The organism is Candidatus Symbiopectobacterium sp. NZEC151 (assembly GCF_025962655.1).
Classification (GTDB): Bacteria; Pseudomonadota; Gammaproteobacteria; order Enterobacterales; family Enterobacteriaceae; genus Symbiopectobacterium.
In genome coordinates this window covers 1,721,267-1,747,893 of sequence record NZ_JAGFPE010000001.1, presented here as the reverse complement: position 1 = coordinate 1,747,893, position 26,627 = coordinate 1,721,267, and the positions used below count along the sequence as shown (strand labels likewise).

Below are 26,627 nucleotides of genomic sequence, written 5' to 3'. Positions count from 1 at the left end.
AATAGGGGAGGAATGCTTAGCGGTGACGTTGCAGGTTGAGGTGTTTCATACTTTCGATGGACGCGGCGCGTTTTTGCCAGGCGGAGATTGCGTTGCCGGTACTGCCGGCAATAGCTTTACCCGCTGTAATACTGCCTTTTGCTACCCGTCTGGCTGCGGATGCACCCGCTTTGAGGGTGGGTTTGGCGGCCTCAGCGGATTTTCTTATTCCGCCGCCGATGCCCGCCATTGCTGCACCCTGTAATGTTGCGTGAACGGCGACGCCAGCTAATGCACTGGCGATTTTGGCTGAAAAGAAAATGATGATGCCCGCAATGGCTCCGGCAATAGCGCATTGCGCGCCCAGCGTGATGATATTGGCGTTGTCGGCGAAATGCGTCGCCTCATCGAATACCCCGTTGAGGTAATTAATCACAATACGTATCGACAAGGCGGAAAACATCACGGTAAGAATGGCGGTGAAGATAATTTTCAGCCAGTTATTAAACATCGGGATCAGAAACCCATACAGCAGGCAGAAAATAAACAGCGGGGCAGTGGTGGTCATCAACAGAAGAGTGATTTCAGCGAGCAGGTTAACGGTGGTGCCCAGCAATAAGGTGATGAGCGCACCGCCCCACACCAGACCTTCAGCCAGACTGCCATTCAACTTCAGGTAGGTTGACTCATCCCGTTGATAGAGCTGTTGTGCGATAGCCTGGGTCTTTTCCCACACCGTATCCAGTAATGCCCAGACGTTGTCATTGCCGCTGACGCCTTCCCGCAATCCATCAATGGCGAGCAGGGAAATATCCAGCCAGCCGCCGAGATTTAACACGAACGTCATGATTAACGCCATGCGTCCGATATCCCAGGCGATATCTTCAACCGGGGTCTGAAGTTTTCCGGCGAGCGTCTGGTAGCCACGATAAGTGATAAACAAGGTGAATGAACTGACGGCGATAACTCGGATCATATTGCCGTACACGGCGGTTTGCCCCTGCAGTACGGCATGTAACCCGTCAGTGATGGCCTTGTCCATTCCGACAAAGAGACCTGCTGACATGGGGACCTCATTGGTTGACGTTGGGAACCGGGGCGTTCTCCTGGCTGAGTTGAAACCGTGCTTCACGCACGTTGCGGCAATCCTGAGAATCGTTACCGGAATATTCACATTCTTTATATCGGACGGTTAATTCATTCGGGTGCGCCTTGTACCACGCTATTGATTTGGGAGAATCACACCCTGCCAGTAATAACGTAGCGAGCAGGGTTGGATAAAAGAGAAAAGGGGGTTTCATGGTTGACCTCTCAGTGATTAAAGTCAGGAATGGGGGCCGTGGCTTGTTGCTTGTCGAATGCCTGTCGCCGTTGCTGTTCCAGCAATGTGGCGCGTTGCTCGGCTTGTTTGATGGTCATCTCCCATTGGTGAGTCAGTACGTTTAATTGCACACTTCTGGCTGCTATGGCATTGGCCAGATCCTGTGATTCTTTTGCGTCTTTGGCATCGGTGATGCGCTTGGATAACAGGGCTATATCGTTGAGCGCGTTGCCGATGCGTGTTTCAACGTCACGGGTATGCTCAATCGCCAGCGCCTGATTGAGGACGATTTGCCGACAGATGGCCTGATAGTAGTCAGATGCGCTGGCCGGGTTGCATACATTAAAAGCCTGGTATTTGTCGTACAGCTTATTCAGCGCCGAGGAATATTCCCCGTCCGGATGAGTCAGTAACGCATCGAGTGAAATCCCGTTTTTACGTAACGCATCAATATCGGTTTTAAGGTTTCGGGTCTCGCTGAGAAAACCCTGAATATCGCGAATGCCGGTTGCGGTGGCTAATTGCTTTTGATAGGCATCAAGCTGGCTTTTATAGTGGGTGACGGTCTCCTCCCATTGCTTTAATTCCTGAGTCCACTGTCTGATGGATTCGGCGTTCTGTATGGTATCGAATACCGGGATGCCGCCGCCGATGGCCGGTAGGGCAATAAGCAGCGATAGCGCCAGCATGGCGTGTCGGACAGGCATAGTGATCACCTCTGTGGTGGTGTCAGATGGCTAACGCGAGGAATTTTTCTTTCCACTCACCGGGCGGCATTCCTGGCTGATAGAGCGTGTCAAAGAGCTTCAGGTTGTCTTCCGTCCCGCTTAGCAGTTTGGTGAGTCTGCCGAGGCCGGACAGGTCCATTTTTGCCAGTGCGATAAAGGGGCGGGTCTCCCCAGTGTGTAACGGTGTTTTCACTACCACCATGTAATGCTCACCGGGATCAAGGTTTCTCACGATGTCGTAAACGCTTTCCGGGACTTTGAGTTTCTCTACGTAATCGGTACGGCTGGCTTTCGGGTTGGCGAGAAAGAGTTGTGTGCTGCACTGTTCAATGATGGCCGGGGCAATCGGGTGCCTGACGATTTCATCCGGTGACTGGGTGGCTGCGATAAAGATGCCGTTCAGCTTGCGGATCACCTTGAGCATGTTGAGCGAGAAGTCAGAAAACTCGACGTCGGCCAGCCACTTCCAGAATTCATCCATAAACATCACCAGTCGGCGACCGTCCAGCAGGCCGGTCACGCGGTACAACAGGTAACAGGTGACGGGCCCGCGAATGTCGTCATCATCCAGAAACTCGGTGCCGTCGATGCCCATATTATCGCTGTCACCGATGTCAAAGCTGTCCTGCTCGTTGTCAAACACCCAGCCGAATTCACCGCCCTGCGCCCAGGGTTTCAGGCGGATACGCAACCCGTTGGTTCTGGCCTCTCTGGTCGGCGCTTCGGGCAGCACTTCCAGCAGTCGCGTGATACCAAAGCGGCGGTATGCCTGCGGGTAGTCCAGCATGATGGTTTCCACGGCGGTGCTGATCCGCTGTTCGTCGCGCGGATCTAACGGTGCGCCGTTGCGACGACACAGCATGCGCACCAGATGCTTGATAAAGCCGATGTTGCGCCGAGTGGGGGCCAGTGAAAACGGGTTAAAACCGGTCGCAACACCCGAGCGGATACGGAAGTAATGGCCGCCCATCTGGCGGATCGCCATCTCCGCTGCCCGATCTTTATCAAAATACACGGTGGTCAGTCGTTTGATGGTGGCCGATCCGGCAAACGTGGCCGGGTTACGGTATTTCTGCATCAACTGCTGCAACACGGTCATCAGCAGGGTCTTGCCCGATCCGGTTTTACCGATAATGGCGGTATTGCCCGGCGTTTTTTCGTTGAAGTCATCGCGTCCGACCTGACTGTCATGCAGGTTGAGGCAGTAACCGCCGCCACCGGGTGATGTCAGAATAGCGATGGCTTCGCCCCACGGGTTGCCGTCCCGCTTGTGCGGATGAAAGTTATGCAGGCTTGCCATGTCCGCATAGTTCTGGCTGCTGATCACCACCAGCCGGGGGCGCAGGGTATACACACCCGGCAACTGTGCCAGATACGCGGCAGGCAGCGACAGCGTAGACAGAGTAGTCATGATGCCGAGATCGGCAAAGGGCTGGGCCAGCGTGTTGCTATCCTTCACCACCTGGTCGGCATTGTCGGCCGATACCAGCAGAGAAAAGTGGTATTTGCCGCACGACACATGTCCGGACTGGAGTAAATCACGCAACACAATCAGTTCTTCACGCTGCGAAAGCGCATCATCGTCGGTGGCATTCAGCCGCTTTTCTGCCAGCCGGATATGCTGTTGTGCTTCATCGCGCGCCATGCAGGTGAAGGACTGCGTCAGAACGTATTCGCTTTCGGCATACAGCAGCGCATCCAGCAATCCGGTCGCGGTTTCCGGTGAATAATCCTTGATTTCCAGAGCGCGAAAGAAACGCGATCCCCACAGGGTGCGGCATTCGGCGGTGTCGGTACTGAAGAACAGGTCTGATGTGCCAAGCAGGTCGTAAAACGGGGTGCGGGTGACTGCCACGCGCTGCCATTTTCCGCTGAGCAGGCGGTGATAAAATGACAGCTGTGAGGAATACACCCGGCGCTTTTCTTCGAATAAACCCAGCGGTTGTGCCTGATAGCGTGATAACGCGCTCGAGAGATTTTCCCGGTATTCCAGCATCACGTTTAAGGCCTCATCAAGTTCGGAGCGGGGCGCATAGCAGAGGGTAAAAAACAGGCGATGTCGCCACAACGGTTTGTCTTTACCCGGCTGGTAATAACGTTCGGTCACCTCGTCTGAGAACGGGATACCCGAGTTTGCGGCAAAGGCATCGTGGTATTTTTCCCGGATACGGTGCACGTAGAACGTCACCGGCAACCCTTCATACGCGCGAATGACGTTATTAAGGTGAGTTGCCATTAACGTCAGGTGATGCTCATTTTCACCCTCGAAAAGGGTTCCATCCACTTCCCAGGTGGCAACAAAATCACCGCAACGGTTCCTGATAACTTGAGGATGAACGTGAGTAGAATAGGGCAGGTAGTTATCCAGCGTGATGCATTGGTTTAATTTCATCGTTTGCATAAACTCCGAGATATCGACGGCATCGTATTGCCCGGCCAGAAGGGCATTGACGCCAAACCGTTTATTGGTGGCAAACCGCCCCCGGGTTTTAAACGCCAGCCACAACAGCCCGAAATAATGTACGTCGGCTCTGGCTTTCACTTTCATTTCTACCCAGACCGGGAGCAGTAACAGCGCGAGGGAATAGCTTATATAGACCGACAACAGAAGGATGAAGCCGCTGACGATGACGAAGGGCACCAGCGGAATACCCATGATGGTGGCGGGGCGGGTAAGCGCTTTATTCAGCGTGGTCATTGGTTTTTCTCCTAGGAGGCCCAGTAGGCACCGAAGCCGGAGGCACCGACAATCAGGATGGCCCCGATGATCACGTTGCGCATGTCGTGCAGGCTCTTGCCGTCAAACAGCACTTTGTAGCCTATCCACATGGTAGCCAACGTGATGGTGGCAGCGGCCAGACCGAGCAGGCCTGCGGAGGTATGGTTCAGCGTGTCGTTGGCTTTGGTAAAGCCACTGTCGGCGGCCAGCGTCTGTACAGAAATAAATGGGGTGATGAACATCGTGGTCCAATATTTTCGTTTGTGCATGGTGACGGCTCCTTATAAATGACAAGTAACGGCAACGTATTGAGGCAATAAACCGGTCACATCCCGATCCTGCATTCCGGTTCTAACGGGTCAGCGAGGACATTCAGCGGCACCCTGAATTGTGGTTATGTGACAGCCCGATCCCTGTTGTTAAAGAGCGATACGGTACCGAGACGAATAGACGCCCCTGTGGTTCGCCAGGCGGTGCTGGCGAGAGTAGGGTGTGCTATGGAGAGATGTTTCGATAGGGGAAACTCTGATTGGAAAAGTGGAAGAAAAAAGGGGAGTTTTTAGAGTGGGTTAGCGTTATTGGTTAAGTGTGGGGTGACGCTTTACGGCTCTAATCAGGCCGACCGCTTTGTGCCAGATATAGTCATTCGAACCCTGAGAGTTACACTTTTAAGTGATTCAGGGTATGCGCTTATTGGTTACGAATATTGTGCCAGAATCATGTGATTTGATGATTGCCGCTTTGCTTTCGAGCCAGTAAGTGCTCCACGTTCGCTAACGAATACTCAGGGCATGCAGACAAACTGCTGACTATATTTCTTTCGAAGAGCGTGGAATGCATACCAATCCCCGGTAAAAGGAGTTGGTGATGACTGCTATAGATCAGTTTGCTGCTCATGTTGGTCTGGACTGGGCGGATAAAAAACACGATATCTGCGTTCAGTTTAAAAATGGTGATCGCATATTCCATGTGATTGAACATACGCCTGAGGCGCTTGATATCTGGCTCAATGAGTTACACCAGAAGGCAAAAGGCAGGATTGCTATTGCCGTTGAGCTGAAGAAAGGCCCGGTGGTGTATGCCTCCAGAAGTACCCATTTGTCACTGTTTTTCCAGTACACACCTTGTCACTGGCCCGCTACCGACAGGCTTTCTGGCCCAGCGGTACGAAGGATGATCCGCAGGATGCTGAGCTGGCATTAGACCTGATGCTACGTTATCCGGGCTCTAGCGTTTAAATGGATAAGGATCATTTACCGCTGTTGGAAGACCAAAACCCTGTACGACGAAGCGAAATACTTGCTGGCACTGGAAGCGCGAAAGTCGCCCTTACTGAAGCCATAAAAAGCTTGTCGAATGTCTCAGGGCGTGAAGCGGAAGTTTGCAACATGGTTGATGCCCATTAAATAGAGGAGTTTCGTGTATATTTAAGCTGAATACTGGGCGTTACAAACGCCCTCGCTGTGATTTTCTCAGATGAGAATATAAGTAGTTTAAATGCAAAATTCCTAGCCCTTGAATGTTATTAACGATCTATTTGTAATAAAGAAGTGGTATATTTCTTAAAGCTTGAAATTATTTTATTAATTTCAATTTTTTCTATAGTTATATCTTCTATAATAGGGTGTTTAATATCTTGCCAAACGCGCCTCTCGCCATGATCGACTAATTCAGATACCTTACCACCTAAGATTCTAACGAAATTTTTGTTCGAAACGGCAAAAAAACATGCTCCAGATTCTAAAATGATCGTGGGTGAAGCATTGAACTTACAAATTCCATCAGGATATTCATTCTCTGGCGTGGGCTGTGGGTAAGCCATTTTATACAGATATTCAAAAGCTTCATCTGTTGATGCATTAAATATTTCATCATCGCATGGCATAGCTATAAGAGCATTTTCAGAATCAATAACATCATCATAATCAACGAATAAGGTCGATGTGCGGATATCATTAGGATACATACTCCCGTTCAAAAAGAAATAGAAGAAACCATTCTTTATAGAATCGCCCCATTGCGGAACGTATTCAATCCAGATTGCAAAGCGATAGGGATCACCAAAAATCATAATATTCCTTTACCGAATAGTTTACCGATTTAGAGAAGTTCTGTTCGAAGAACATCTATGCTCTTAAAAATTTATGGTTTTTTTATATAGTAACCACTCATCCCAGGCATTTTGCACATCAATATCGGGATAGCCTAGGCTTTTGATCATGTCCCAGGCAATCTCTGCAGGTAACTCAATAGCAGTAGCATTATCTCGGATCGACTCAACATCCTCTCGTGTCAATTCTCGTCTGAAGTCCTTCTCTTTGGCTTCAAGCAGCGAAACAAGGGCAGGAATGAACACTATAGCCATGATTTGCAATACTCCGTAAATGATTGAATTCAATTCATTTTGGCATAGATATCATGTCAATACATTCCTTATAGCCACTGCATAACTGGAAAAATTTTATATTTAAGTTCGTTCGTGAGGTGTAAACGTCCGTTCCTCGTTGTGAGTTCAATGAGTCGATGCAACGCTATCCTTAATCAAGGGGGTGTTGCCATGAAACGAAGAACGCGTATTAACTACACGCCAGAACAGAAAGTGCTTCACCTTTGGTGACAAGTTGCTTGCGAATTCGTTTGCCGTTTGTCCCAAATGGATAACACTCCCTAAGCCATCTTTCCTGATGGGTGCTTACGAACGGTCATTCTGTTTAGTTTTCATAAGTAAATCCCGAATTTTCGCAAGGTTTGAATTTTCAGGGACTGAATCAATGTAGGGATCGCGCTCAAACACTAATTGCTCAGACTCAACGAAAGCCTTCCACTCTGCTGGATCTAGCTCAAATTCCATCGCAGACATATCACTTTCATCTTCCCCCTCGATCCAGCGGACTAAATAAAACAATTCATCATCAGGAGAGTCATCGACAATATCAACGGCGGTTACAGTGATGCAAAGGGTGGGATCGATTTTTGAGACATAAATCCCTAACTGCGGCATAGATGGAAGATTGTTCATGAAAATTCCTTTTATTGGTGTTTGCTATTTGATTAAAAATACGCCAAACAGAGTACTTACGGTGAATACGGCAAGAATCGTTGCAAGTATCCCGCTTAGACGCCCCATTCTCTTTTAGAAATCCTCTTGCATATGGATTATGTTACCCGAAAACGAATTTCCGGACTTCGCTCACTGCAGACCTAACTGCCTTTCTTTAGGTCTGCTTCGTGTCAAGGAGCGGACGTTGTTACAGCATTTTGTAGTAATCACTGGTGAGCAGGTCACTAATCGCAAACATTAAGTGCATATTCTGACCTAATCCGGAGCGCTGATATGGCCGCCGAAGTTGCTTGTTACAGCCTTGCCAGCATGGGCGAGGGAGTGTGGCCCAATGCACAGCGACGGTCGGAATTAATAAAATCACACTATCTAATGAATGGGTCATGCAGATTTGAATGAGCAGTTTTGTAATAAGATAATTTAAATGCTTCAATTGCCTTTTCGGCAACTTCATCAATCTCTTACTTCAAATTTATATGATTTTGATCCAGGCATGTTAACTCCTTGTGGTGCTTTTATTTGCAATGCATAACTCTCAAAATAAAAAATATCTTTACTTCTCATTCCAATTATTGAATTTGTGATTTTAAAATTTTCTCTTGATTTCTATTTTTTATAATATTAGGTGTCTCTGTTTTATATAAACCGCACTGAACCAATTCGTCAACCTCTTTTGGATTGCCCTCCATTGCAAAAGCCATACTTCCCAACATCAAATTGGCCCAACGAGTCTCCTCTCCTTGTACTTGATCTGACATCTCTCCAGTTAACGTTATTGACCGCGAGCTCATTGACTTAACTACTGCTAGACTAAATGGGAACTGTGGTGGTTCGATATTATAATTATTTCGCTCACTGATAAGTTGGTTCAGTTCTTTTGCTTCTTCCATAAGGGTTTGTGGTATCTGCTGGTTATTTATCTGCCTGGTAGAGACAAGAACCTGTGCCCTTACCGCATCTAAACTTGGCATTATGAAATCACTGAGAACAAAGTAAAACTCAAGCTGGCTTATTTGTGCAGCTTCTGCAGGTTCTCTTAGCTCAATGAACATACGATCCATAATCCCCTTATCCTTGAATGGCGGACAAAGAGCTTTCATATTATGTAGCACATTTTTTTCAAATGAACGGGTTCTGTCGGACGCAATTAGCACTTGCCTATAATCTACACGAAATATCTTTAAAATAGCGGACAGATTGTCAAAAGCACGCGCGTCTATATTTAACCCAGTTTCTTTCACTTGAGATTCAATTTCCCCCAGCGATATTGACACCGGTCTTGCACAGAATGTATCCAGTTCCCATGATGATAAAAATGGTTTTTCATCAAGGGTCTTCAGACATGTGCTGTATGCATGATCCAGTTTATTGGTCAGAGTTAAAAACTGAGAGATGTCTTTATCCGTGTTCTCTCTGAGATCAACCTGAGCATTGTGATAAGTTAGATACTGATGAACTACGTAAATACTGCTAATGATCAACAGACATCCAATAGCAATTCGCATTGCCCACTGTAGAGTGGATAAACGCTTGAACCAATACCCAAAATGTTCCCGCTGTACAGATTCATACCTCCTAATTTGATTTTCAAGTGTCTGCCACCCCCAAAACGTTACCGGAAAGCGTCCTTGAAGCAAATGCGACTGAGTAATCTGCACGGCTTCATCTTCAAGAGCAACATCATTTGGGCAGGTCGACAGAATGTAGAAGTAAGCGATTCTATTCTTGAAATTCTTAGTTTCTCTAACTGCGGTATGAATATCCTTTGGTTTAAGTCTACTACCATAACCTTGATCCCTACCTTTGCACTGAACTGCGATTACATCTCCATTTGGAAGAATGCCAAGCGCATCTACGCCGTTCTGCCGCTGCCCGCTACGGCCATAGGCCTGAAACTTGCAACCATAGATTTCGCTCATCAAAGTGATGCAAAGTCTCTCAAAATTTTGCCAATCAGCAGGAATGGGATAGCTTGCGGAGTTTGGGGCCGTCATTCGTAAACCTTATTTATTCCATATTCACTTAAGTGATTGTCCATAATCTGACTAACAAGGGGTTGTTAACTCCTATGACCTTTAGTCAGTAACGGAGTGAAAACATTATGCATCAAAAAGGGGATGTCGGTAGGATTTATAACAGGTTTAGCTCGGAACGCTTATCGATTTTCATTTTGTCACCCATCCGCAGTGTGAGCAATGAACTCGTTAAAAAAGCTCTCAAGAACTTTGACACATAAGAACAATCATTCAATAAATACAGATATCGATAAACATTAAGCTATCAAGGTTGGCTCTGCCTAGTAGGGCCATAAATGCTCAGTTACGCGCCTGGCCACTTCCTGAGACCTGCTCCCCGATGGTTAATATACCGCGATGTAAGCAATGTCCGGTCCTCGCTCATTTCGGACTGTCAGGTTTTATCCTGTGAAAACGCAGAACACCGCTAGCCCAAGTCTGAACATTCATAGCCTAGTGTTCTGTGTTCCCGAGCGAAAAAGATGTTTTGTGTCTAACGCTGTATTTTTAGCGCCGAATGCCTTCAATTTTTTTCTGACAAGAAATACATGTGGTCACACCGGGCAAGGTCTGACGTCGTTTGTCTGGAATGGGGTCACCACAGAGTCGACAATGAAATAGTGATGGTGTTACGGCCGGTTGAAAACGGCTTTTTTCAATCATTGCTTCCAACTGCTGCTCATTAAATCCCTGATCGCGATCGATGTCATCCGGCATACACGTTTCTCCTGATTAACGTCTCTTTTTCATAACGTGTGATGAGATGCCAGACAGCAGTAAGGCTCGGAGCGTCGTCAGTACAAGAGAGTTGCTCGGTGATTAGCATCATGGCATCGAGTGCATGGAGAGATTCGATGTTTTCCGTGCGGTGCTTTTGCCAGCGTAGCCAGATATCGATATCGACATTTTCATTCGGATGCGGTGTTCTTCCCTGAGCAACGCGGATACCCAGCAATCGGCGACGGGCGCATGTTTCGTGACAGCTAAGGCCAAAATACTGATTAATGAGCTTAAGCGAACCGCCAAGCGAAATTGCCCGATTAATTTGATGCTGAAGTTTTACTTCCTGGTCGGATTGGATCAGAAGAAGATGCAACGCCTCATGGTGAATGGTCACATTCATAAACTGGGCAGATGCTCTGCTGATAATAAAAAAATCATCCAGGGTAATTCGATTGAGCGCATTCATTTCATCGTAAGTGAAGCCTAATTTTTCGCAATAACGAATGTTCCCTTCTTTTAGCGCGCGTAAGGCATCAATCAATATTACGTAATTGAGTGAGGGGCTCATGGCTATTCACCCTCCTGTTTTTTCTGACTACGGCCAGATAATTTTTGTTCAATCCATTCATTAATCTCGGATTCAAGCCAGGCAACGCTGGTGGGGCCAATTTTAATAGATTTCGGAAAATCATCTGTTTTCATATACAAATAAATTTGTGAACGTTTAAGCCCTGTTTTTTCTCTCACTTGTTTCAAGCGCAGTAATTGATGAGATGTCATTGCTTTCCTCCTGAAACCGAAAGGTGTTATGTGCATCAATACAACAACACAGACGGTGTAGGAGAGGAAGTATATGAACCCGTATTACGGATCATCCAATGCTTAATACGGGTTTTTATATCGGCGTTTTTGACAGAGGGATAGGGTGTATCATGTTGTTAGTGATAATAAATCCAGATTCTCAGGCGAGATTCTGGATTATAATATTTGGGGTTTAACCCTACAGGCTTTAAACAGATGATCTAAACCAGTGGCTTGTATTTTTTTGAGATCTTTTCAATAATGGAGGAAGGATCTACGGCGAGCAGGCGGGCAATATGGATAAACTCTACAATGTCTAACCGTCTTTCCCCATTCTCAACCTTGGCGATAAAGGATTGGGGACGATTTAGCGCACGCGCTAAATTTTCCTGTGTGATGCATTTAGCAATACGAGCCTCACGTAATGCCTTAATAATGCTTTGATATTCATCAGAGTAAATGGAGGCCATCAATTCAATCCGTAAAAAATAAGTAATCAACTATCAGCTTTCTAATGATTAATCCCAAAATGGGATTTTATTGTCTGTTATTGAACGTTATCTCATAGGTTTATCATCATGTTTTTTATTGATTATTCTATCTAAAATCGCTGAGGGATCTACCAATAACAGGTTAGCGATGTGAGCAAACTCAACAACATCTATCCTCCTTTCTCCATTTTCGATTTTGGCGATAAAAGATTGTGGGCGCCCCAAACACTTCGCCAGCATTGCCTGGGTCATACCTTTCTGAATTCGGGTATCGCGGAGTTTTTTTATAACCATTTGATATTCATCAGAATAAATTGATGCCATGTCGCAAGCCTTGACTGATATCCTAAAATGGAATATTGATCATTTTAGTTGTTATCCCAAAATGGGATAATTGGTTGGGGTTGTTACTGAGAGGAGTGACTGATATGGAAAAAGGTGACTGGCATCCTGCTGACATCATTGCATCTTTAAAAAAGCGGGGGACAACCATGACGGCGCTTTCAAGGAAAGCGGGACTGGCGTCTTCAACATTAGCGAATACGTTAGCCCGCCACTGGCCCAAAGGAGAACGCCTGATTGCCGATGCGTTAAACACACAACCGGAAAAAATCTGGCCCTCGCGCTATCGAAACATCCAACGTGGTCACGGTGAACAAGGAGAGTAGTGGGGCCGTGTTTTGAGTTCAGCGCTCCTGACGGGATACCTATTTCATAGATATTCCGTCAGGAGCCAACAAGCGCAGCGCGTTAGGGGCTGTTGCCTAAGAATCACATTCTCTTTGACGAAGCAGAGAGGTCAGGGTTGTTAACATCGTGAAAGACGACTTATTGAGCCTGACACAATGAAAAAGAGCAGCAACACGCCGACACCCCATGATGCGACTTTCAAACAGTTTCTGGCAAACCCGGATACCGCCAGAGATTTTATGCAACTCCATTTGCCGGGTGAACTGCGGGAGCTGTGTGACCTTACCACCCTGAAACTCGAGTCAGGCTCTTTTATTGAAGATGACCTACGTGCCTACTTCAGCGACGTGCTGTACAGTGTAAAAACGCGGGTAGGGGACGGGTACATTCATGTGCTGATTGAGCACCAAAGCTCAGCGGACAAGCACATGGCATTTCGTCTGATGAGATACGCCATCGCGGCCATGCAAAAGCATCTTGACGCGAAACACAAGACATTACCGCTGGTGATCCCGATTCTGTTTTATGCAGGCAGTCCCAGCCCTTATCCGTACTCCACCAATTGGTTAGACGGATTCGATCGCCCGGACGTGGCTGAACGGCTTTACAGTAGCCCTTTCCCGCTGGTGGATATCACGGTGATCCCGGATGATGAGATCATGGAGCATCGCAGCATGGCGGCGCTGACCCTGTTGCAAAAGCATATTCGTCAACGCGATCTGGCGGAGTTGATGGACAGACTGGTGACGCTGTTGCTGGCGGGTTACATGACCAGACAACAGACGATATCACTGGTAAACTACATGGTAGAGGCAGGAGACGCGTTAGACGTAGAGGCTTTTGTCCGAGAACTGGCATACCGGGTGCCACAGCATGAGGAAGAACTGATGACCATAGCGCAGCGACTAGAGCAGAAGGGTATTGAGAAAGGTATCAAAAAGGGTATTGAAAAGGGAATTGAGCAAGGCGTGGAATTAGGAAAGCGCAGTGAACGCCTGGCTATACTGAAAATTGTTAGCACCATGCGGCAGAATGGCATGGATGATGCGGCTGTAATGAAAATGACTGGGCTGACAGCAGAGGAACTGGCGCAACTGCATCAGTAATCGCTTATCAAACAACAACGCGCGTTGTGAGCATGGGCGATGAGTATGCCTGAGTCTGTCTTCGTAGTGAGTTTTATCCTTTCAATATATGAGGCTTGCCGCGTTCAAGTGCAGCTTTCAATGTGTCGCCACTGAGTCGATCGCTGATCCCGTCAGCCTGAGCCCACTGCTCAAAGATAGACACCAGTTTATACGGCTGATTAATTAATGGGGTGATGATTTGATTATGCTTACAGGAAAGCCAAAAAAGACGTGAGAGAGGAGATGATATACGCGTGGATGAGGGTGGAGTTGAATCTTTTTTTAATAATATTCTACGAAGTTTATCGAGTTCAGTTTGACGGAGTACAAAGCAAGCATCCTGAGGGATATGATGGATAGGAAAATACCGCTTTTTGCAATGATCCTTTAGACAGCAGGAAGGAATATGCTGATTAACCTCTTCGGCTAATGCTTTGGGTAACCTAATTATTTGTTGTTTTATTCTTTCGGATAATGAGTTTATTTCAAATGCCTGAAATAACTCTCCTGCATGTATGACTGAGATACCATAGTTTACATCACAGTCTTGCTGCAAGGGCCGACGTAGATGCAGCGTAGTTGCTAATAATCGTTGTGTTTCAAAAAACTCATGTCCAATTAACGCCGTATCAATAATTTGGGAGTGAGGCGATATATACTCACCTGTTGCACTAGGTATTAAATTGTTTCCGTTAGAAAAACTGTGAGTGTCAAGAAAACATAAACGGTTAACCAATGAATCATCAATTTTAATCAGATGTATTTTACCTTGCGATAATCGTACTCTTCTAAGTTTAATCGGTGATTGAAAGTAAATGGATAAATGTAATTTATTGCACAGAGCATATCTGTATATGTCACTGTCTGATAAATCCAGACTGGCTTGTTTTTTCATAATGTGAACAGCTTCATTAACTGTCACCCAGTCGCACATCTTGCTGCCAGCTTTTGCATATGGATCATGTTGTTGCATAACACGCCTCCTTGTGACCTAGGCTGACGTTACGATGCTATCATTAATTATCATGTCAAATTTAAACGGTGTGTGTCGATAACTTAATACTTCTCAAGAGTAAAAATCGAGTGGTTAAACCTGAGCTGGGTGTTATTTATAATAATGCCCATCACTTTTAGAGGGTTGGGTTTGGGAATTTTCTTTAGCGGGAAAAAAGAAATGAAATCTTTATTTGCAAAGATGATTTTAATAAAGAAATGCGAGCAGCAATGAAAAAATAATTTGTAGAATATTCTGTTAATGCAAAACTCCTCGTAAACATACCCCAACCATCCTCACTGACGGTTGGGGACTTATCACAGTCAGATACTAATCTTGCTAGTCAATGCTTGCGCGCGTTCTTGCATATCGGTGAGGGCAGGAATAAGTAGGCAGATAGCCGTCAGCCCATGACCTAATTGGCACAGGCTCTCAGGCGTGGATTCGTATACCTCATTCTCGGCAAAGGTGATCAGTGCATCGCCAATAAAATTGAGGCAATGACAAAGCCCGGCGCGCGCCTCGGCACAGTAATAGGCGGTCAGCGACAACTCATCCTTGTTCATGCTTGCGAAGTCCAGATGAGCCAGTGCGGCACTCATGGCAGAATAGAGGCTATCGCACTCCGCCAGTGATTGATAAGGCGTGCTCGTGTTACAATCGATATCAGCCATAGCATTAATCTCCTTAATGTTGTGGTTAGACGCCCTGGCAGTGTTACAGCACTGTTGGGGCGTTGTTTTGACCGGTATTACCATGATAGGGTGTACACCTAAATGTTACTCTACGCTTTAGGTGTACACATGTCAATCAGGGATAGTCAGGCGCGCGGTGCAGGAAAATCGCCTCCGTTCCATATGCGCATTCATCCTGAGTTGAAAGCGCAGCTCGAATCGGCAGCGGCGGATGCAGGGATGAGTCTCGGTAATTGGTTGAAAACGCTTGCCCGGGCAGAGTTAAAGCGCCTTGGTATCGAGCCAAAAGGTTAAGTGAGTCTGGTTGGGGCCACCTGTATTGCATGGCCCCTTACTAACCTTTTCGCTAAGAGAAGGGTAGAAACGCCTTAACCACTGACTCTGCTCTTTTCATTTTCCCGACAGCTTCTCGCATAAATATACGGCGCAACGTACCCCTCACGGTTTACATCCAGATAATCCGACCACCACTGCATCATCGCAATGCGCGCATGAAGGTGCTCCGCTTTATGAACATAGGCTGCCCGCACGCTGTTACGCTCCTGATGGCTCATTTGGCGCTCGACGGCATCCCGCGACCACAGTTCCGATTCCATCAGGGCACTGCATGCCATCGCGCGGAACCCATGACCACAGACATCATTTTTGGTGTCATACCCCATTAACCGCAGTGCCCTGTTAACCGTGTTTTCACTCATCGGTTTGGACGGGTTATGGTCGCCGGGGAACACCAATGCCTGATGGCCGGAGATATCTTGTATCTGTTGCAGAATAGCTACGGCCTGTTGAGAAAGGGGGACGAGGTGCGGGGTGCACATTTTTGCTCCGCGCCCGGAGTAGCGCACGTTAGTAATGGCCTCCCGGGTGGCGGGAATGGTCCATATCTTGTTTTTGAAATCAAACTCACCCCAGCGGGCAAAACGTAATTCACTGGAGCGGATAAACAGATGCAGGGTGAGCATCACCGCTAATCGAGTCAAATGCCTTCCGGCCGTATAATCGCCAACGCGCGCCAGCAACTCCGGCAAGCGCTCAAGCTCTAGGGCAGGGTAATGACGCTTTACCGGCGGTGCGGTTACCCCTTCAAGGTTCAGCGCCGTGTTGTTTTCTACCAGCCCCTGCTGCACGGCATAACGCATGATGTTGCACAGATACTGCCGGGAGCGGGATGCGACTTCCAGCAATCCCTTTGCTTCGATGCCTTTTAGCAGAGTGGTGAAGTGCTGCGTTTTTAACTCCGTCACGAGCATGTTTCCAATCGACGGAAAGAGATGGTTGTTCATGCTGGCAAGCAGTCGGGCGGCGTGGTTTTCTGACCAGGCCTTGTTGCTGCGATGCCAGTCAAGTGCGACGGTTTTAAAGCATTTTTCAGGGGAACTGGCAGCCTTTTCAGCGATACGCTGCTGCATCGGGTTGATGTTCTGCGCCAACTGCTTGCGGATGGTTTCACTCTGCTGACGTGCTTCGGCAAGGGTGATCAGCGGATAAGCCCCCAGGCTGAGACGGGATTCTTTGCCTTTGATGCGATATTTAAGATACCAGTTGCGTGAACCGTTGGGATTGACGAGTAAATACAGACCGTGTGAATCGGAGGCTTTAAAAGGTTTAGCGGATGTTTTTAAGTTGCGGATTTTTAGATCGTTAAGAGCCATTTGGGGTCACTCCATTATCGAACCAATCTGACCCCAAATCTGACCACCAAATTCGCCCGATGCAGAGGGAAAAGTAAGAACGCATCGGGAAAGGTTTTCACGCTAACCTGTTGAACCTAAAACACATAGGGATTCGCAAGGATGCATAAGAACAAGAATTTGGCTCCTCTGACTGGACTCGAACCAGTGACATACGGATTAACAGTCCGCCGTTCTACCGACTGAACTACAGAGGAATCGGTGAGTGCGGAGGATAATAGCGATAGCGTATGGGCTTGTCAAAGGGTGTTATGCACAATCTTTATCGATTGCCGATCTAATAGTCAATTCTTCGAATTATCATGGTGTTGATAAGCGATTTTGTCATGATGGACACTGCCCATCCTCAGGCTGTCAATAAGGGGTTGCACCCTGATATGGCAGGTTTTGCCTTATCCTGGTGCATTGGCTTGTTGCTTTTCTGGCTGTGCCTTGTCGTGGCGATAGTGCAAAAAAATAGGCCAACCATTTCTTTTCCTTATTTTACGGGCAACTGTGCTCACAAAATGAATATGAGAATCGCAATGTAGAACAAAGTGGCGCGCTTCTTGCTACCTCTAAAGGGTAACTACTCAGGAGGCGAAAATGAATCTAAGACGGCTCAAATATTTTGTTAAAATCGTTGATATTGGTAGCCTGACACAGGCTGCCGAGTTGTTACACATTGCACAGCCAGCATTAAGCCAGCAGGTGGCGACGCTGGAAAGTGAATTGGAAAAGCAACTGTTAGTTCGTAGCCGACGTGGTGTTACGCCGACTGAAGCAGGGAAAATTCTTTACTCACACGCACAAACTATCCTGCACCAATGTGAGCAGGCGAAAACTGCCGTCAATAGTGTCCGGCAGGCTGTTAATATCTGACCGTGCAACACCAGCCATCGTCATGATGGCTGGTCATCTCTCTTTATCACTGACCGCCGTTGGATTCGATTGTAACTAATCCAGGCTCCTTTCGTATTATTTGCCAGCCCGCGCGCTAACTGAATAATGTTTTTATTCTGATGCTAGTAGAAGATGCAATTCTAGTGTTACATTAATCTCAATTCCTGTTTTTTCCGCAGGCGTATATCACTTTATACTGGGTTGCTCACAGGTGCATTATTTTTGATGAAGGAGTTCAAATGAATACTCTTCTTTCTCAATTACTCATCAAGCTGGCGCAAAAGGAGGCGGATGAGAAGCGGCTTCAGACGCGTGTCGCATCTCTTGAAATGCTGGTCTCTGCGGTTATTTCCACAATGGATGATCATAAATTGATCAAATTGAAAGGGGAGATTGATCTCCTTGTAAGGCGAGAAACGATGCCTGTCGGCGAAAAAGACGATGTGTATCTGCTTCTGAGAAATATCAGTGGAATGGCATCTATCCATTCGCCTGAGTGATTGAACGGCTCTATAGCATCATCTATTTGCTAAATGAAAGCCTATGTCACATTTTATCTTTAATTATGCCTAGAGTTATTAACCCTGTTTTGATTGGTGCGTTACCCGTGCAGGGAACCCATTAAAAACTAAAGACGCCAATAATAAGCGTCTTTAGTATGAATGCCTGCAATGATTTATACGGGATTAAGCGCTCCGTTTTTTCTTCAGCAAGAACTGATAAGCAATTGCAAGAAGGACAAACCAAAGCGGTGTCACGATAAGTGCCTGCAATGTGTCCGGCTGTAATGTCAGCAGAACAATTACACCAGCAAAAAAGGCAAGGCATACCCAGCACATGACAATACCGAACGGCATTTTGTAGGTTGAATTGGCATGCAACTGAGGCCGTGTTTTACGATATTTAAGATAAGAGCACAGGATAATGCTCCAGATAAACATGAACAGAATGGCGGAAACCGTTGTGACCAGCGTAAACACGGTCATCACATTTGGAATCAGGTAAATCAGCACCACGCCACTCAGCAGACAGATGCAAGAGAACAGCAATCCTGTCGCAGGGACTGCGCGTTTTGACAAATGAGCGAATGCCTCAGGTGCATCGCCCTGTTTTGCCAACCCGAACAGCATCCGGCTGGTAGAGAATACGCCGCTATTGGCGGAAGAGGCTGCCGACGTCAGCACGACAAAATTGATCACGCTGGCGGCGGCTGGGAACCCGACCAGCACGAACATCTCTACGAAGGGGCTGCGATCGGCGGCAATCGCGTTCCACGGCGTAACGGACATGATCATGATCAGTGAGAAGACGTAAAACATGATGATGCGGATGGGGATGGCATTGATGGCGCGCGGTAGCACCACCTGCGGGTTTTTGGTTTCTGCGGCGGTAGTACCGACCAGTTCGATCCCTACGAATGCAAAGACCGCTATCTGGAATCCGGCAAAAAATCCGCTTATCCCTTTCGGAAACATGCCACCGTGATCCCACAGATTAGTGAAAGAGGCGACTGAACCTGATGGGGAAGGGAAGTGCATGAAGACCAACACTGCGCCGAGGATAATCAGTGCGACAATTGCCACGATCTTGACCATGGCGAACCAGAACTCCATTTCTCCGAACAGTTTGACCGTAGCAAGATTGAGCGTAAGCAACAGCAGCACGCACAATAAAGAAGACACCCACTGAGAAAGTTCGGGAAACCAGAACTGGGTGTAGGCGCTGATGGCGACCACATCGGCGATGCCCGTTACCACCCAGCAGAACCAGTAGGTCCATCCGGTGAAAAAACCGGCCCAGGGCCCCAGCAGGTCAGCGGCAAAATCGCTGAAAGATTTGTATTCCAGATTGGAGAGCAGTAACTCGCCCATTGCGCGCATAACGAAGAACAGCATAAACCCGATGATCATATAGACAAAGATGATCGAAGGGCCAGCCAGGCTGATGGTTTTACCCGACCCCATAAATAAACCGGTGCCGATAGCGCCACCGATAGCAATAAGCTGTATATGCCGGTTAGTCAGGTTGCGCCTTAGGCCTTCATCATGGCCTGAGGTAAGGTCGTCGACCTCTTTGACGTTATCTACCATGTGTTAAGTTTCCTGTTTTTGTCGGTGATGTTGTGTTGAGCTCTTGAATGGCTCTCTGATGATAGTGATAGGTATAAATAGATCCCGTTAAACCAACCTGACAATGCCGCGCATGATACCGAGGACGTGGCATAGAGAAGGTGAACATTCGCACGTTTTACGTCTGTGTATTTTCTGTTCGAACAAGGCTGGCATACTAGGAATTGAGATGACGGATATAAACGCGGGCAAGACTAACAAAATCGGCTTTTGCCGACAATCGGATTTTCATGGTTGGAAGCGAAAAGAAAAAAATCGAATTAACCGTTTGACAGCGGCAGGCAACGAGAGAATAATCCACGGCGTTGGGTCGTTAGCTCAGTTGGTAGAGCAGTTGACTCTTAATCAATTGGTCGCAGGTTCGAACCCTGCACGACCCACCAACATTCCACACTGCTTTATTCTTCGCTATTAAACCCGTTATTTGTAATAAGCGCTTTTCATAGGAACGGTATTTGTTTTTTATTCATTATCCTTGGATATAACATATCCACCTCTTATTTATGTTTCATTTACTCTTCCTCCATTATTAAATAATCCTCTGGCTGTTGAGTCATGGTTTCCATTTCGTCATGGCATAATGCGTTGTTTCTGTCGCGACGTAGATCACTGACGGCGTGTCTCGCGTCTCCTGTTTGATGTAGACCTGCTATACTTTTTGCACTACGGCTTGCACGTTGTTAAGCGCTGTTGGCCTTGATGCGTAGCGTAGCGCTCCAGATATGTCATGCAACAACTTCATTCAATCAGGAGGGGTTCATGGGGATAGAAAAACTCTTGGCAGTGGTTGAAACAAGCTATCAGGATCCAAATGCCGTAATCCCGCTTTCGGCACTCAGTCAGGTAATCCATGAGATTATCTGTACCGAGCAGTCGTCGGAGTACAAAATTAATGGGTGTTACAGTGAGTTAAAGTCGCTGGTCGATGAAATCAAGCAACTTTCCCGAAAACGCCTGTTCGATAAGGTTTATGTTCTGGATTTGACGCACTATAAATCGATGGAACACGCGCTGTTGCTCAAGTTGCAAACGCTGATGAGTGAACGTCAGATGTGACACTGAGACGGTGTGCCGAGATAGAAACGGCCAGAAGGATCTGGCCTTCAGACTTAACCTGCTGTTGTTATTGACGATAAGCGTGTTTAATCTGTTTCAGCGTGGTGGAAAAGACTTCTGCCTGAGCGGCATCGTCGATTTGAGCGATCTGTTTTTCCATATTGATGATTACTTTTCCGGCATCAGCCTGACCGATGGCTTTTAGCAGCAGCGTAATCATTGCTTTTAAACAGGTTACTTCATCTGCCAGTGTTTCAACGGATTTACCAGTAGAAAAATCTACGTTGCTCATGCGCTCTCCTTAACAAGCACAATATTGTGGAACGCCATATTCTGCTATGAGCATGATGGCTCATTCTCGCAGTAGGGCTTTGGAATGCGCGAGAGTATAGCATAGTGCGTTACGCGGTGGTGTTGGATTGATTATGTCAGGGAAGTAATGATGCTTTTCTGTTCGCAACGCAACTTTTTTATCTTTTTTAACCGACAAGATTCGCATTATGTATTGTAAATGTTGCGAGCGATACATTTCATTTCAATTGTATATGTCAGCTTATCAACATAGATATGAGAATAGGGAATGACAGCGCACTGAAAAGAAAATGTAAAGGCTGTTTAAATTAATGCATGTGCGCTTTCTTATAGCAAAAGTCCAATGCCACGCCAATGAACGTAGCGTGCTCAATCCACTGAATAACGAATAAAACCACTCTCTTACCGCTGAAACATCAAATTTATGTGGCATGGCTGTGACTGATGTGTATCATGATGTTTTAGGTATTTTGTTGCTCTGATTCAGCGACACTGGGTTATTGTTGCTAAATACGTTGATATACCCGTCATACTTCACGTTGCACGCGCGGTCGTTACGTTTGTTGATCCCAATCACTTTTGAGTGAGTGTCGAGATTAATGAACGGCGTTTCTAACGTTCACCTTTCGGCCAAGTGCAGAGGCTGCTCGAATGTGTAACAAACATTTTTCTCGTTTGTCGCTGTCCTGCAACGCGAATTATGCAAGGTGTAAATGTGAAATATCGCTGTTTTATCATTTTCTCAAAAAATTGTCGCTTCCATCTGCGGTTGCCTGGCGTTCAGCGTTACACCCTTTTCGGAGAATAATTTTTGATTAGCGTTTTTCTTGTAGATGACCATGAACTGGTGCGCACAGGGATAAGGCACATTCTCGACGACACCAAAGGGTTAAAGGTGGTTGGCGAGGCGCAGTGTGGTGAAGATGCGGTCAAGTGGTGCCGCCAGCATCCTGTCGATGTCGTCTTGATGGACATGAACATGCCGGGCATTGGTGGGCTTGAAGCCACGCGCAAGATAGTGCGTTTTGCGCCTGCAATTAAAATTATCATGCTAACCATTTACACCGAGAATCCATTACCTGCTAAAGTCATGCAGGCGGGTGCTGCGGGTTACCTCAGCAAAGGGGCTGCGCCGCAGGAAGTCATCTGCGCCATTCGCGCGGTGCATGCGGGTAGTCGCTATATTGCGTCTGATATTGCACAACGCATGGCGTTGAGCCAATTGGCTCCGCACACCGAAACCCCGCTGGCGTGTTTGTCTGAACGCGAATTACAAATTATGATGATGATCACTCAGGGGCAAAAGGTCACGGAAATTTCCGAACGGTTGAGCCTGAGTCCGAAAACCGTAAACAGTTACCGTTACCGCATGTTTAGCAAACTGAATGTGAGTGGTGATGTTGAGTTGACACATTTGGCTATCCGCCACGGATTGTTTAACGCGGAGCCGTCCATGAGCAGTGAATAACAGGCAGTGAGCGAAGGTTAAGTAGTGAGTGAACATTTCGATTCCCCCGCGTTTTTAAAAACCGTCACCAGCCAGCCTGGTGTATACCGTATGTACGATGAGAGCAACACGGTCATCTATGTCGGTAAAGCAAAAGATCTCAAAAAGCGCCTCGCAAGCTATTTTCGCAGCAACGTTGCCAGTCGTAAGACGGAAGCGCTGGTGAAGGCTATTCACCAGATTGATGTCACCATCACTCACACTGAAACCGAAGCGCTGCTGTTGGAACACAACTACATCAAGCTTTATCAGCCGCGCTATAACGTATTGCTGCGTGATGATAAATCGTACCCGATGATCTTTCTTAGCGGTGATACTCACCCACGGTTGGCGGTGCATCGCGGTGCCAAGCACGCCAAAGGGGAATATTTTGGCCCCTTTCCAAACGGCAATGCGGTGCGTGAAACGTTGGTGCTGCTGCAAAAGCTTTTCCCCATTCGCCAGTGCGAAAACAGTGTGTACCGAAATCGCTCGCGGCCTTGTCTCCAGTATCAGATCGGGCGCTGTCTGGGGCCCTGTGTTGCGGGTCTGGTCAGTGAAGAAGACTACCGCCAGCAGGTAGAATATGTGCGACTTTTCCTTTCAGGCAAAGATCAGCAGGTGCTCAATCAACTGGTCGCACGTATGGAAGCCGCCAGCCGTCAGTTGGATTTCGAAGAAGCGGCACGTATTCGCGATCAAATTCAGGCGGTGCGTCGCGTTACCGAAAAGCAATTTGTTTCCGGCGATGGCGAAGATCTGGACGTGATTGGTGTTTCCTTCGATGCCGGTATGGCCTGTGTACATGTGCTGTTTATTCGTCAAGGCAAAGTGCTGGGGAGCCGCAGCTATTTCCCGAAAGTGCCGGCAGGCACGGAGCTGGCGGAAGTGGTGCAGACGTTTGTCGGGCAATTTTATCTGCAAGGCAGTTTGTCTCGCACACTGCCGGGCGAAATCTTGTTGGATTTTGCGCTGTCAGAGAAAGAGGTATTGGCAGAATCGCTGTCTGAGGTCGCGGGGCGACGCATTCATATCCAAACCAAACCGCGCGGCGATCGCGCCCGCTATTTGAAACTGGCGCGTACCAATGCGGCCACGGCATTGGTCACCAAACTCTCGCAGCAATCTACCATCCATCAGCGCTTAAAGGCGTTGGCCGAGGTGCTTCATCTGGAACACATCGCGCGTATGGAATGTTTTGATATCAGCCATACCATGGGCGAGCAGACCGTGGCGTCCTGCGTGGTGTTTGATGCTAACGGGCCGCTGCGCTCGGAGTATCGTCGTTACAACATCAGTGGCATCACGCCGGGGGATGACTACGCGGCGATGAATCAGGTTCTGAAACGTCGCTATGGCAAAGCGTTGGAAGAGAGCAAGATTCCCGACGTGATCGTTATCGATGGCGGTAAGGGCCAATTGGGGCAGGCGCTTGCGGTGTTTGATGAGTTAGACGTGCCGTGGGACAAACGCAAACCGCTGCTGCTTGGCGTAGCCAAAGGCACGGAGCGTAAAGCAGGATTGGAAACGCTGTTTTTCGAAGCGACCGGGGAAGGGATCGCTCTGCCTGCGGATTCGCCAGCGCTGCACGTTATCCAGCATATTCGAGATGACTCGCACGACCACGCTATCGCCGGGCACCGCAAAAAACGTGCAAAAGTAAAAAACACCAGTTCACTGGAACTGATTGAAGGGGTCGGGCCGAAGCGTCGACAAATGCTGCTGAAATACCTGGGTGGAATGCAGCCACTGTTAAATGCCAGCATTGATGATATTGCGAATGTGCCAGGAATTTCACATGCATTGGCAGAAAAAATCTTTCATGCATTGAAACACTAGGGACAATGTAGCAACATATCCACCAACCCACACCAGCCAAAGTAGCCAATCCCTATGCAATTGAACATTCCAACATTGCTAACTCTGTTTCGCGTTGTCCTTATTCCGTTCTTTGTGCTGGCGTTTTATCTTCCTTTTGTCTGGGCTCCGCTGCTGTGCGCCTTTATTTTTGTGGTCGCGGCGGTTACCGACTGGTTTGATGGTTTTCTGGCGCGTCGTTTGAAGCAAACCACGCGCTTCGGTGCTTTCCTCGATCCGGTCGCTGACAAAGTAATGGTCGCAGTGGCGTTGGTGCTGGTGGCTGAGCATTACCATGTGTGGTGGATAACCTTGCCGGCCGCCACGATGATTGCGCGAGAAATCATTATTTCCGCCTTGCGCGAATGGATGGCTGAGATTGGCAAACGCAGTCACGTAGCGGTGTCTTGGGTAGGGAAGGTGAAAACAACGGCGCAAATGCTGGCGCTGGTTGGGCTACTTTGGCGTCCTGAGCCTATGGTCGAAGGGGCGGGCATTATCGCGCTCTACATCGCCGCCGTGTTGACCTTTTGGTCCATGTTCCAGTATTTAAGTGCGGCGTGGCGCGATTTGCTGGATTCCTGACCTCGACGTCGTAAAAAACAGCAATCGATGAGCGTTAAGGGATAATTTTATTGACTGGTCAGGGCAGGTCAGTAAAATGCTCGCCATGGACAGGTTGGTGGCCAACGCTAACCGCGTAACCGTTTATACCGTTGCGATGTCCAGTGTTTATAGCATGATGCGGGAATAGCTCAGTTGGTAGAGCACGACCTTGCCAAGGTCGGGGTCGCGAGTTCGAGTCTCGTTTCCCGCTCCAACATTTGAAGAACCGAAAGGTTCTTTTTTTGTTTCTGCATTATCTCCGCGCCGTTTATCCCATTATTCTTTTAGGTCTCCTTTGTGGAGTCCTCCTACGTGCTCGCCCTCGGCATCAGAAAAAAAGCCCCATCGTTGTCATCCTCGTTAGCTATACCTGCTTATTCTAGCCATCGTGGGTGGGTGGGCTTTTCTCTATAAAACGGCAAAAGGAATTGACATGATAGACAAGAACTGGCGGTTCCCTTACTGCAAATTTGTTGGTAAACAAAGCGATATTGAGGGGGGCGTGGCTCAAGAGCGGCGTGACTTTATTAAAGCCGGGTTGGTGGCTACCGCTGCCGCAGTGTTACCCGGTTTTGCCACTGGTGCGATTGGTGCAGCACAGCCTCGCGTAAAAAACGTGCTTATCATCAATGCACATCAGACTTATCCTGGCCTTAGCGAAGGGGCGCTTAATCGAGAGTATGTCGCGTTGATTAAGGATGAAATGGACAAAAAAGGGTATCGCACCCAGCAAACCTATATTGAGAAGGGCTATAACATTAACGAGGAAGTTCAGAAACACCTTTGGGCAGATATTATCATCACCCAGTCGCCCGTGTTCTGGTTTGGTACGCCCTGGCTCTACAAGAAATATGTTGATGAAGTCTTCACAGCAGGGATGAGCCAGCAAAGTTTTTTGATTGACGATGGCCGCATAGCGAACGACCCGAGTAAGCAATATGGAACGGGTGGCAAGCTGCACGGTAAAACATTCCTGCTTTCGCTGACCATGAATACGCCTAAAGAGGCGTTTGACGATCCGGCCCAACGACTCTATGCCGGGCGCTCCCTGGAAGACTTGTTTTCCTCAACCACCGCAGTCTATAAATTCTGTGGATTTGCTATATTGCCGGTGTTTGGCTCATTCGATGTGATTAAAGCGCCGCAGATAGCAGAGGATAAAGTGCGGCTTAAACGCTCTCTGGCGGGGTTATAGCGAACGCGCCGGAGAAATACGCGTGAGGTGCTAATGGGGAAGTGAACCACTAATAACGGCTCACTCCCC

General features: G+C 47.7%; 28 protein-coding genes, 3 tRNA genes and 3 pseudogenes. 13 read left to right on the top strand and 21 right to left on the bottom strand.

Translation table 11 applies throughout. The features are described from left to right. Positions 1-16: 16 nt before the first annotated feature. From J5067_RS07920 to J5067_RS07900, 5 genes are read right to left on the bottom strand one after another with little or no spacing between them, the layout of a single operon-like run. Positions 17-1,045, bottom strand: coding sequence for a type IV secretion system protein (locus tag J5067_RS07920; protein WP_264646087.1), 1,029 nt, complete (start codon positions 1,043-1,045; stop codon positions 17-19). A 7-nt stretch (positions 1,046-1,052) separates the two neighbouring features. After that, positions 1,053-1,280 (bottom strand): EexN family lipoprotein, encoded by a 228-nt coding sequence (locus tag J5067_RS07915; RefSeq protein WP_264646088.1) that lies wholly within the window; start codon positions 1,278-1,280, stop codon positions 1,053-1,055. 10 nt (positions 1,281-1,290) lie between these two features. Next, a complete protein-coding gene (locus J5067_RS07910) occupies positions 1,291-2,007 on the bottom strand; it encodes a type IV secretion system protein (RefSeq protein ID WP_264646089.1) in 717 nt (238 codons plus the stop codon). A gap of 22 nt (positions 2,008-2,029) precedes the next feature. Further along, positions 2,030-4,726 carry a VirB3 family type IV secretion system protein gene (locus tag J5067_RS07905; RefSeq protein WP_264646090.1) on the bottom strand — a complete coding sequence of 899 codons (2,697 nt, stop codon included), beginning with the start codon at positions 4,724-4,726 and terminating at the stop codon, positions 2,030-2,032. An 11-nt stretch (positions 4,727-4,737) separates the two neighbouring features. After that, positions 4,738-5,016, bottom strand: a complete 279-nt coding sequence (locus J5067_RS07900; RefSeq protein ID WP_264627749.1) for a TrbC/VirB2 family protein — start codon at positions 5,014-5,016, stop codon at positions 4,738-4,740. 598 nt (positions 5,017-5,614) lie between these two features. Between J5067_RS07900 and J5067_RS07895 the strand changes: the two are divergent. Beyond that, positions 5,615-5,970: pseudogene (locus tag J5067_RS07895) on the top strand (transposase); the annotation flags it as partial. 302 nt (positions 5,971-6,272) lie between these two features. On the opposite strand, the gene J5067_RS07890 reads toward J5067_RS07895, so the two are convergent. From J5067_RS07890 to J5067_RS07845, 10 genes and pseudogenes are all read right to left on the bottom strand, one after another. Continuing rightward, the gene (locus J5067_RS07890; RefSeq protein ID WP_264628130.1) at positions 6,273-6,818 is read right to left on the bottom strand and encodes an immunity 42 family protein; all 546 of its coding nucleotides are present in this window, start codon (positions 6,816-6,818) and stop codon (positions 6,273-6,275) included. Between the two features lie 63 nt (positions 6,819-6,881). Further along, positions 6,882-7,112, bottom strand: coding sequence for a hypothetical protein (locus tag J5067_RS07885; RefSeq protein WP_264628131.1), 231 nt, complete (start codon positions 7,110-7,112; stop codon positions 6,882-6,884). Between the two features lie 229 nt (positions 7,113-7,341). Next, a pseudogene (locus J5067_RS07880) lies at positions 7,342-7,453 on the bottom strand (hypothetical protein); the annotation flags it as partial. Continuing rightward, entirely contained in the window at positions 7,440-7,766 is a 327-nt protein-coding gene (locus J5067_RS07875; protein WP_264628132.1) for a hypothetical protein, read from the bottom strand. The gene J5067_RS07875 and the pseudogene J5067_RS07880, both read right to left, overlap by 14 nt. A gap of 611 nt (positions 7,767-8,377) precedes the next feature. Further along, positions 8,378-9,802 carry a hypothetical protein gene (locus J5067_RS07870; RefSeq protein WP_264646091.1) on the bottom strand — a complete coding sequence of 475 codons (1,425 nt, stop codon included), beginning with the start codon at positions 9,800-9,802 and terminating at the stop codon, positions 8,378-8,380. A gap of 528 nt (positions 9,803-10,330) precedes the next feature. Beyond that, positions 10,331-10,540, bottom strand: coding sequence for a TraR/DksA family transcriptional regulator (locus J5067_RS07865; protein ID WP_264628375.1), 210 nt, complete (start codon positions 10,538-10,540; stop codon positions 10,331-10,333). Further along, positions 10,530-11,114, bottom strand: a complete 585-nt coding sequence (locus J5067_RS07860; RefSeq protein WP_264646092.1) for a DUF2857 domain-containing protein — start codon at positions 11,112-11,114, stop codon at positions 10,530-10,532. The genes J5067_RS07865 and J5067_RS07860 overlap by 11 nt, the downstream gene beginning before the upstream one ends. A 2-nt stretch (positions 11,115-11,116) precedes the next feature. Then, positions 11,117-11,326: an AlpA family transcriptional regulator gene (locus tag J5067_RS07855; protein WP_264629054.1), complete on the bottom strand. Its 210-nt coding sequence runs from the start codon at positions 11,324-11,326 to the stop codon at positions 11,117-11,119. A 242-nt stretch (positions 11,327-11,568) separates the two neighbouring features. Then, positions 11,569-11,817, bottom strand: a complete 249-nt coding sequence (locus tag J5067_RS07850; RefSeq protein ID WP_264646093.1) for a helix-turn-helix domain-containing protein — start codon at positions 11,815-11,817, stop codon at positions 11,569-11,571. Positions 11,818-11,904: 87 nt separating this feature from the next. Next, positions 11,905-12,162 (bottom strand): helix-turn-helix domain-containing protein, encoded by a 258-nt coding sequence (locus tag J5067_RS07845; RefSeq protein ID WP_264646094.1) that lies wholly within the window; start codon positions 12,160-12,162, stop codon positions 11,905-11,907. Positions 12,163-12,266: 104 nt separating this feature from the next. Between J5067_RS07845 and J5067_RS07840 the strand changes: the two genes are divergently transcribed. Next, complete coding sequence (locus J5067_RS07840) at positions 12,267-12,506, top strand: helix-turn-helix transcriptional regulator (protein ID WP_264628201.1); 240 nt, start codon at positions 12,267-12,269, stop codon at positions 12,504-12,506. A gap of 177 nt (positions 12,507-12,683) precedes the next feature. After that, the gene (locus J5067_RS07835; RefSeq protein ID WP_264650810.1) at positions 12,684-13,634 is read left to right on the top strand and encodes an Rpn family recombination-promoting nuclease/putative transposase; all 951 of its coding nucleotides are present in this window, start codon (positions 12,684-12,686) and stop codon (positions 13,632-13,634) included. A 73-nt stretch (positions 13,635-13,707) separates the two neighbouring features. Here J5067_RS07835 and J5067_RS07830 read toward each other — a convergent pair whose 3' ends face one another. Together J5067_RS07830 and J5067_RS07825 are read right to left on the bottom strand one after the other, a co-directional pair. Further along, entirely contained in the window at positions 13,708-14,628 is a 921-nt protein-coding gene (locus tag J5067_RS07830) for a hypothetical protein (RefSeq protein WP_264641934.1), read from the bottom strand. Between the two features lie 344 nt (positions 14,629-14,972). Beyond that, positions 14,973-15,323: a hypothetical protein gene (locus J5067_RS07825; protein ID WP_264641935.1), complete on the bottom strand. Its 351-nt coding sequence runs from the start codon at positions 15,321-15,323 to the stop codon at positions 14,973-14,975. 129 nt (positions 15,324-15,452) lie between these two features. Here J5067_RS07825 and J5067_RS07820 point away from each other — a divergent pair, with 129 nt between their 5' ends. Next, complete coding sequence (locus J5067_RS07820; protein WP_264627904.1) at positions 15,453-15,638, top strand: hypothetical protein; 186 nt, start codon at positions 15,453-15,455, stop codon at positions 15,636-15,638. A gap of 74 nt (positions 15,639-15,712) precedes the next feature. Here the strand turns inward: J5067_RS07820 and J5067_RS07815 are convergent, their stop codons facing one another. After that, positions 15,713-16,996 (bottom strand): integrase arm-type DNA-binding domain-containing protein, encoded by a 1,284-nt coding sequence (locus J5067_RS07815; RefSeq protein WP_264641936.1) that lies wholly within the window; start codon positions 16,994-16,996, stop codon positions 15,713-15,715. Between the two features lie 160 nt (positions 16,997-17,156). Continuing rightward, positions 17,157-17,232, bottom strand: a tRNA-Asn gene (locus J5067_RS07810). A 388-nt stretch (positions 17,233-17,620) separates the two neighbouring features. Between J5067_RS07810 and J5067_RS07805 the strand changes: the two are divergent. Together J5067_RS07805 and J5067_RS07800 are read left to right on the top strand one after the other, a co-directional pair. Continuing rightward, a pseudogene (locus tag J5067_RS07805) lies at positions 17,621-17,875 on the top strand (LysR family transcriptional regulator); the annotation flags it as partial. A 281-nt stretch (positions 17,876-18,156) separates the two neighbouring features. Further along, entirely contained in the window at positions 18,157-18,417 is a 261-nt protein-coding gene (locus J5067_RS07800; RefSeq protein ID WP_264643296.1) for an anti-adapter protein IraP, read from the top strand. A 186-nt stretch (positions 18,418-18,603) separates the two neighbouring features. On the opposite strand, the gene cycA is transcribed toward J5067_RS07800, so the two are convergent. Next, complete coding sequence (cycA, locus tag J5067_RS07795) at positions 18,604-20,007, bottom strand: D-serine/D-alanine/glycine transporter (protein WP_264643295.1); 1,404 nt, start codon at positions 20,005-20,007, stop codon at positions 18,604-18,606. A gap of 346 nt (positions 20,008-20,353) precedes the next feature. Between cycA and J5067_RS07790 the strand changes: the two genes are divergently transcribed. Together J5067_RS07790 and J5067_RS07785 are read left to right on the top strand one after the other, a co-directional pair. After that, positions 20,354-20,429 (top strand) — tRNA-Lys (locus J5067_RS07790). A 376-nt stretch (positions 20,430-20,805) separates the two neighbouring features. Then, a complete protein-coding gene (locus tag J5067_RS07785; protein ID WP_264643294.1) occupies positions 20,806-21,102 on the top strand; it encodes a hypothetical protein in 297 nt (98 codons plus the stop codon). A gap of 67 nt (positions 21,103-21,169) precedes the next feature. Here the strand turns inward: J5067_RS07785 and J5067_RS07780 are convergent, their stop codons facing one another. Beyond that, entirely contained in the window at positions 21,170-21,394 is a 225-nt protein-coding gene (locus tag J5067_RS07780) for a DUF2594 family protein (protein ID WP_264643293.1), read from the bottom strand. Between the two features lie 831 nt (positions 21,395-22,225). On the opposite strand from J5067_RS07780, the gene uvrY reads away from it, so the two are divergent. The 5 genes from uvrY to J5067_RS07755 all read left to right on the top strand — a co-directional run bounded on the left by uvrY (position 22,226) and on the right by J5067_RS07755 (position 26,558). Continuing rightward, positions 22,226-22,882 (top strand): UvrY/SirA/GacA family response regulator transcription factor, encoded by a 657-nt coding sequence (gene uvrY / locus J5067_RS07775; RefSeq protein WP_264643292.1) that lies wholly within the window; start codon positions 22,226-22,228, stop codon positions 22,880-22,882. Positions 22,883-22,906: 24 nt separating this feature from the next. After that, the gene (gene uvrC / locus J5067_RS07770) at positions 22,907-24,739 is read left to right on the top strand and encodes an excinuclease ABC subunit UvrC (protein ID WP_264643291.1); all 1,833 of its coding nucleotides are present in this window, start codon (positions 22,907-22,909) and stop codon (positions 24,737-24,739) included. A gap of 54 nt (positions 24,740-24,793) precedes the next feature. Then, positions 24,794-25,342: a CDP-diacylglycerol--glycerol-3-phosphate 3-phosphatidyltransferase gene (pgsA, locus tag J5067_RS07765; RefSeq protein WP_264643290.1), complete on the top strand. Its 549-nt coding sequence runs from the start codon at positions 24,794-24,796 to the stop codon at positions 25,340-25,342. 159 nt (positions 25,343-25,501) lie between these two features. After that, positions 25,502-25,577, top strand: a tRNA-Gly gene (locus J5067_RS07760). A gap of 219 nt (positions 25,578-25,796) precedes the next feature. Beyond that, complete coding sequence (locus J5067_RS07755; RefSeq protein WP_264650809.1) at positions 25,797-26,558, top strand: NAD(P)H-dependent oxidoreductase; 762 nt, start codon at positions 25,797-25,799, stop codon at positions 26,556-26,558. Positions 26,559-26,627: the final 69 nt, after the last annotated feature.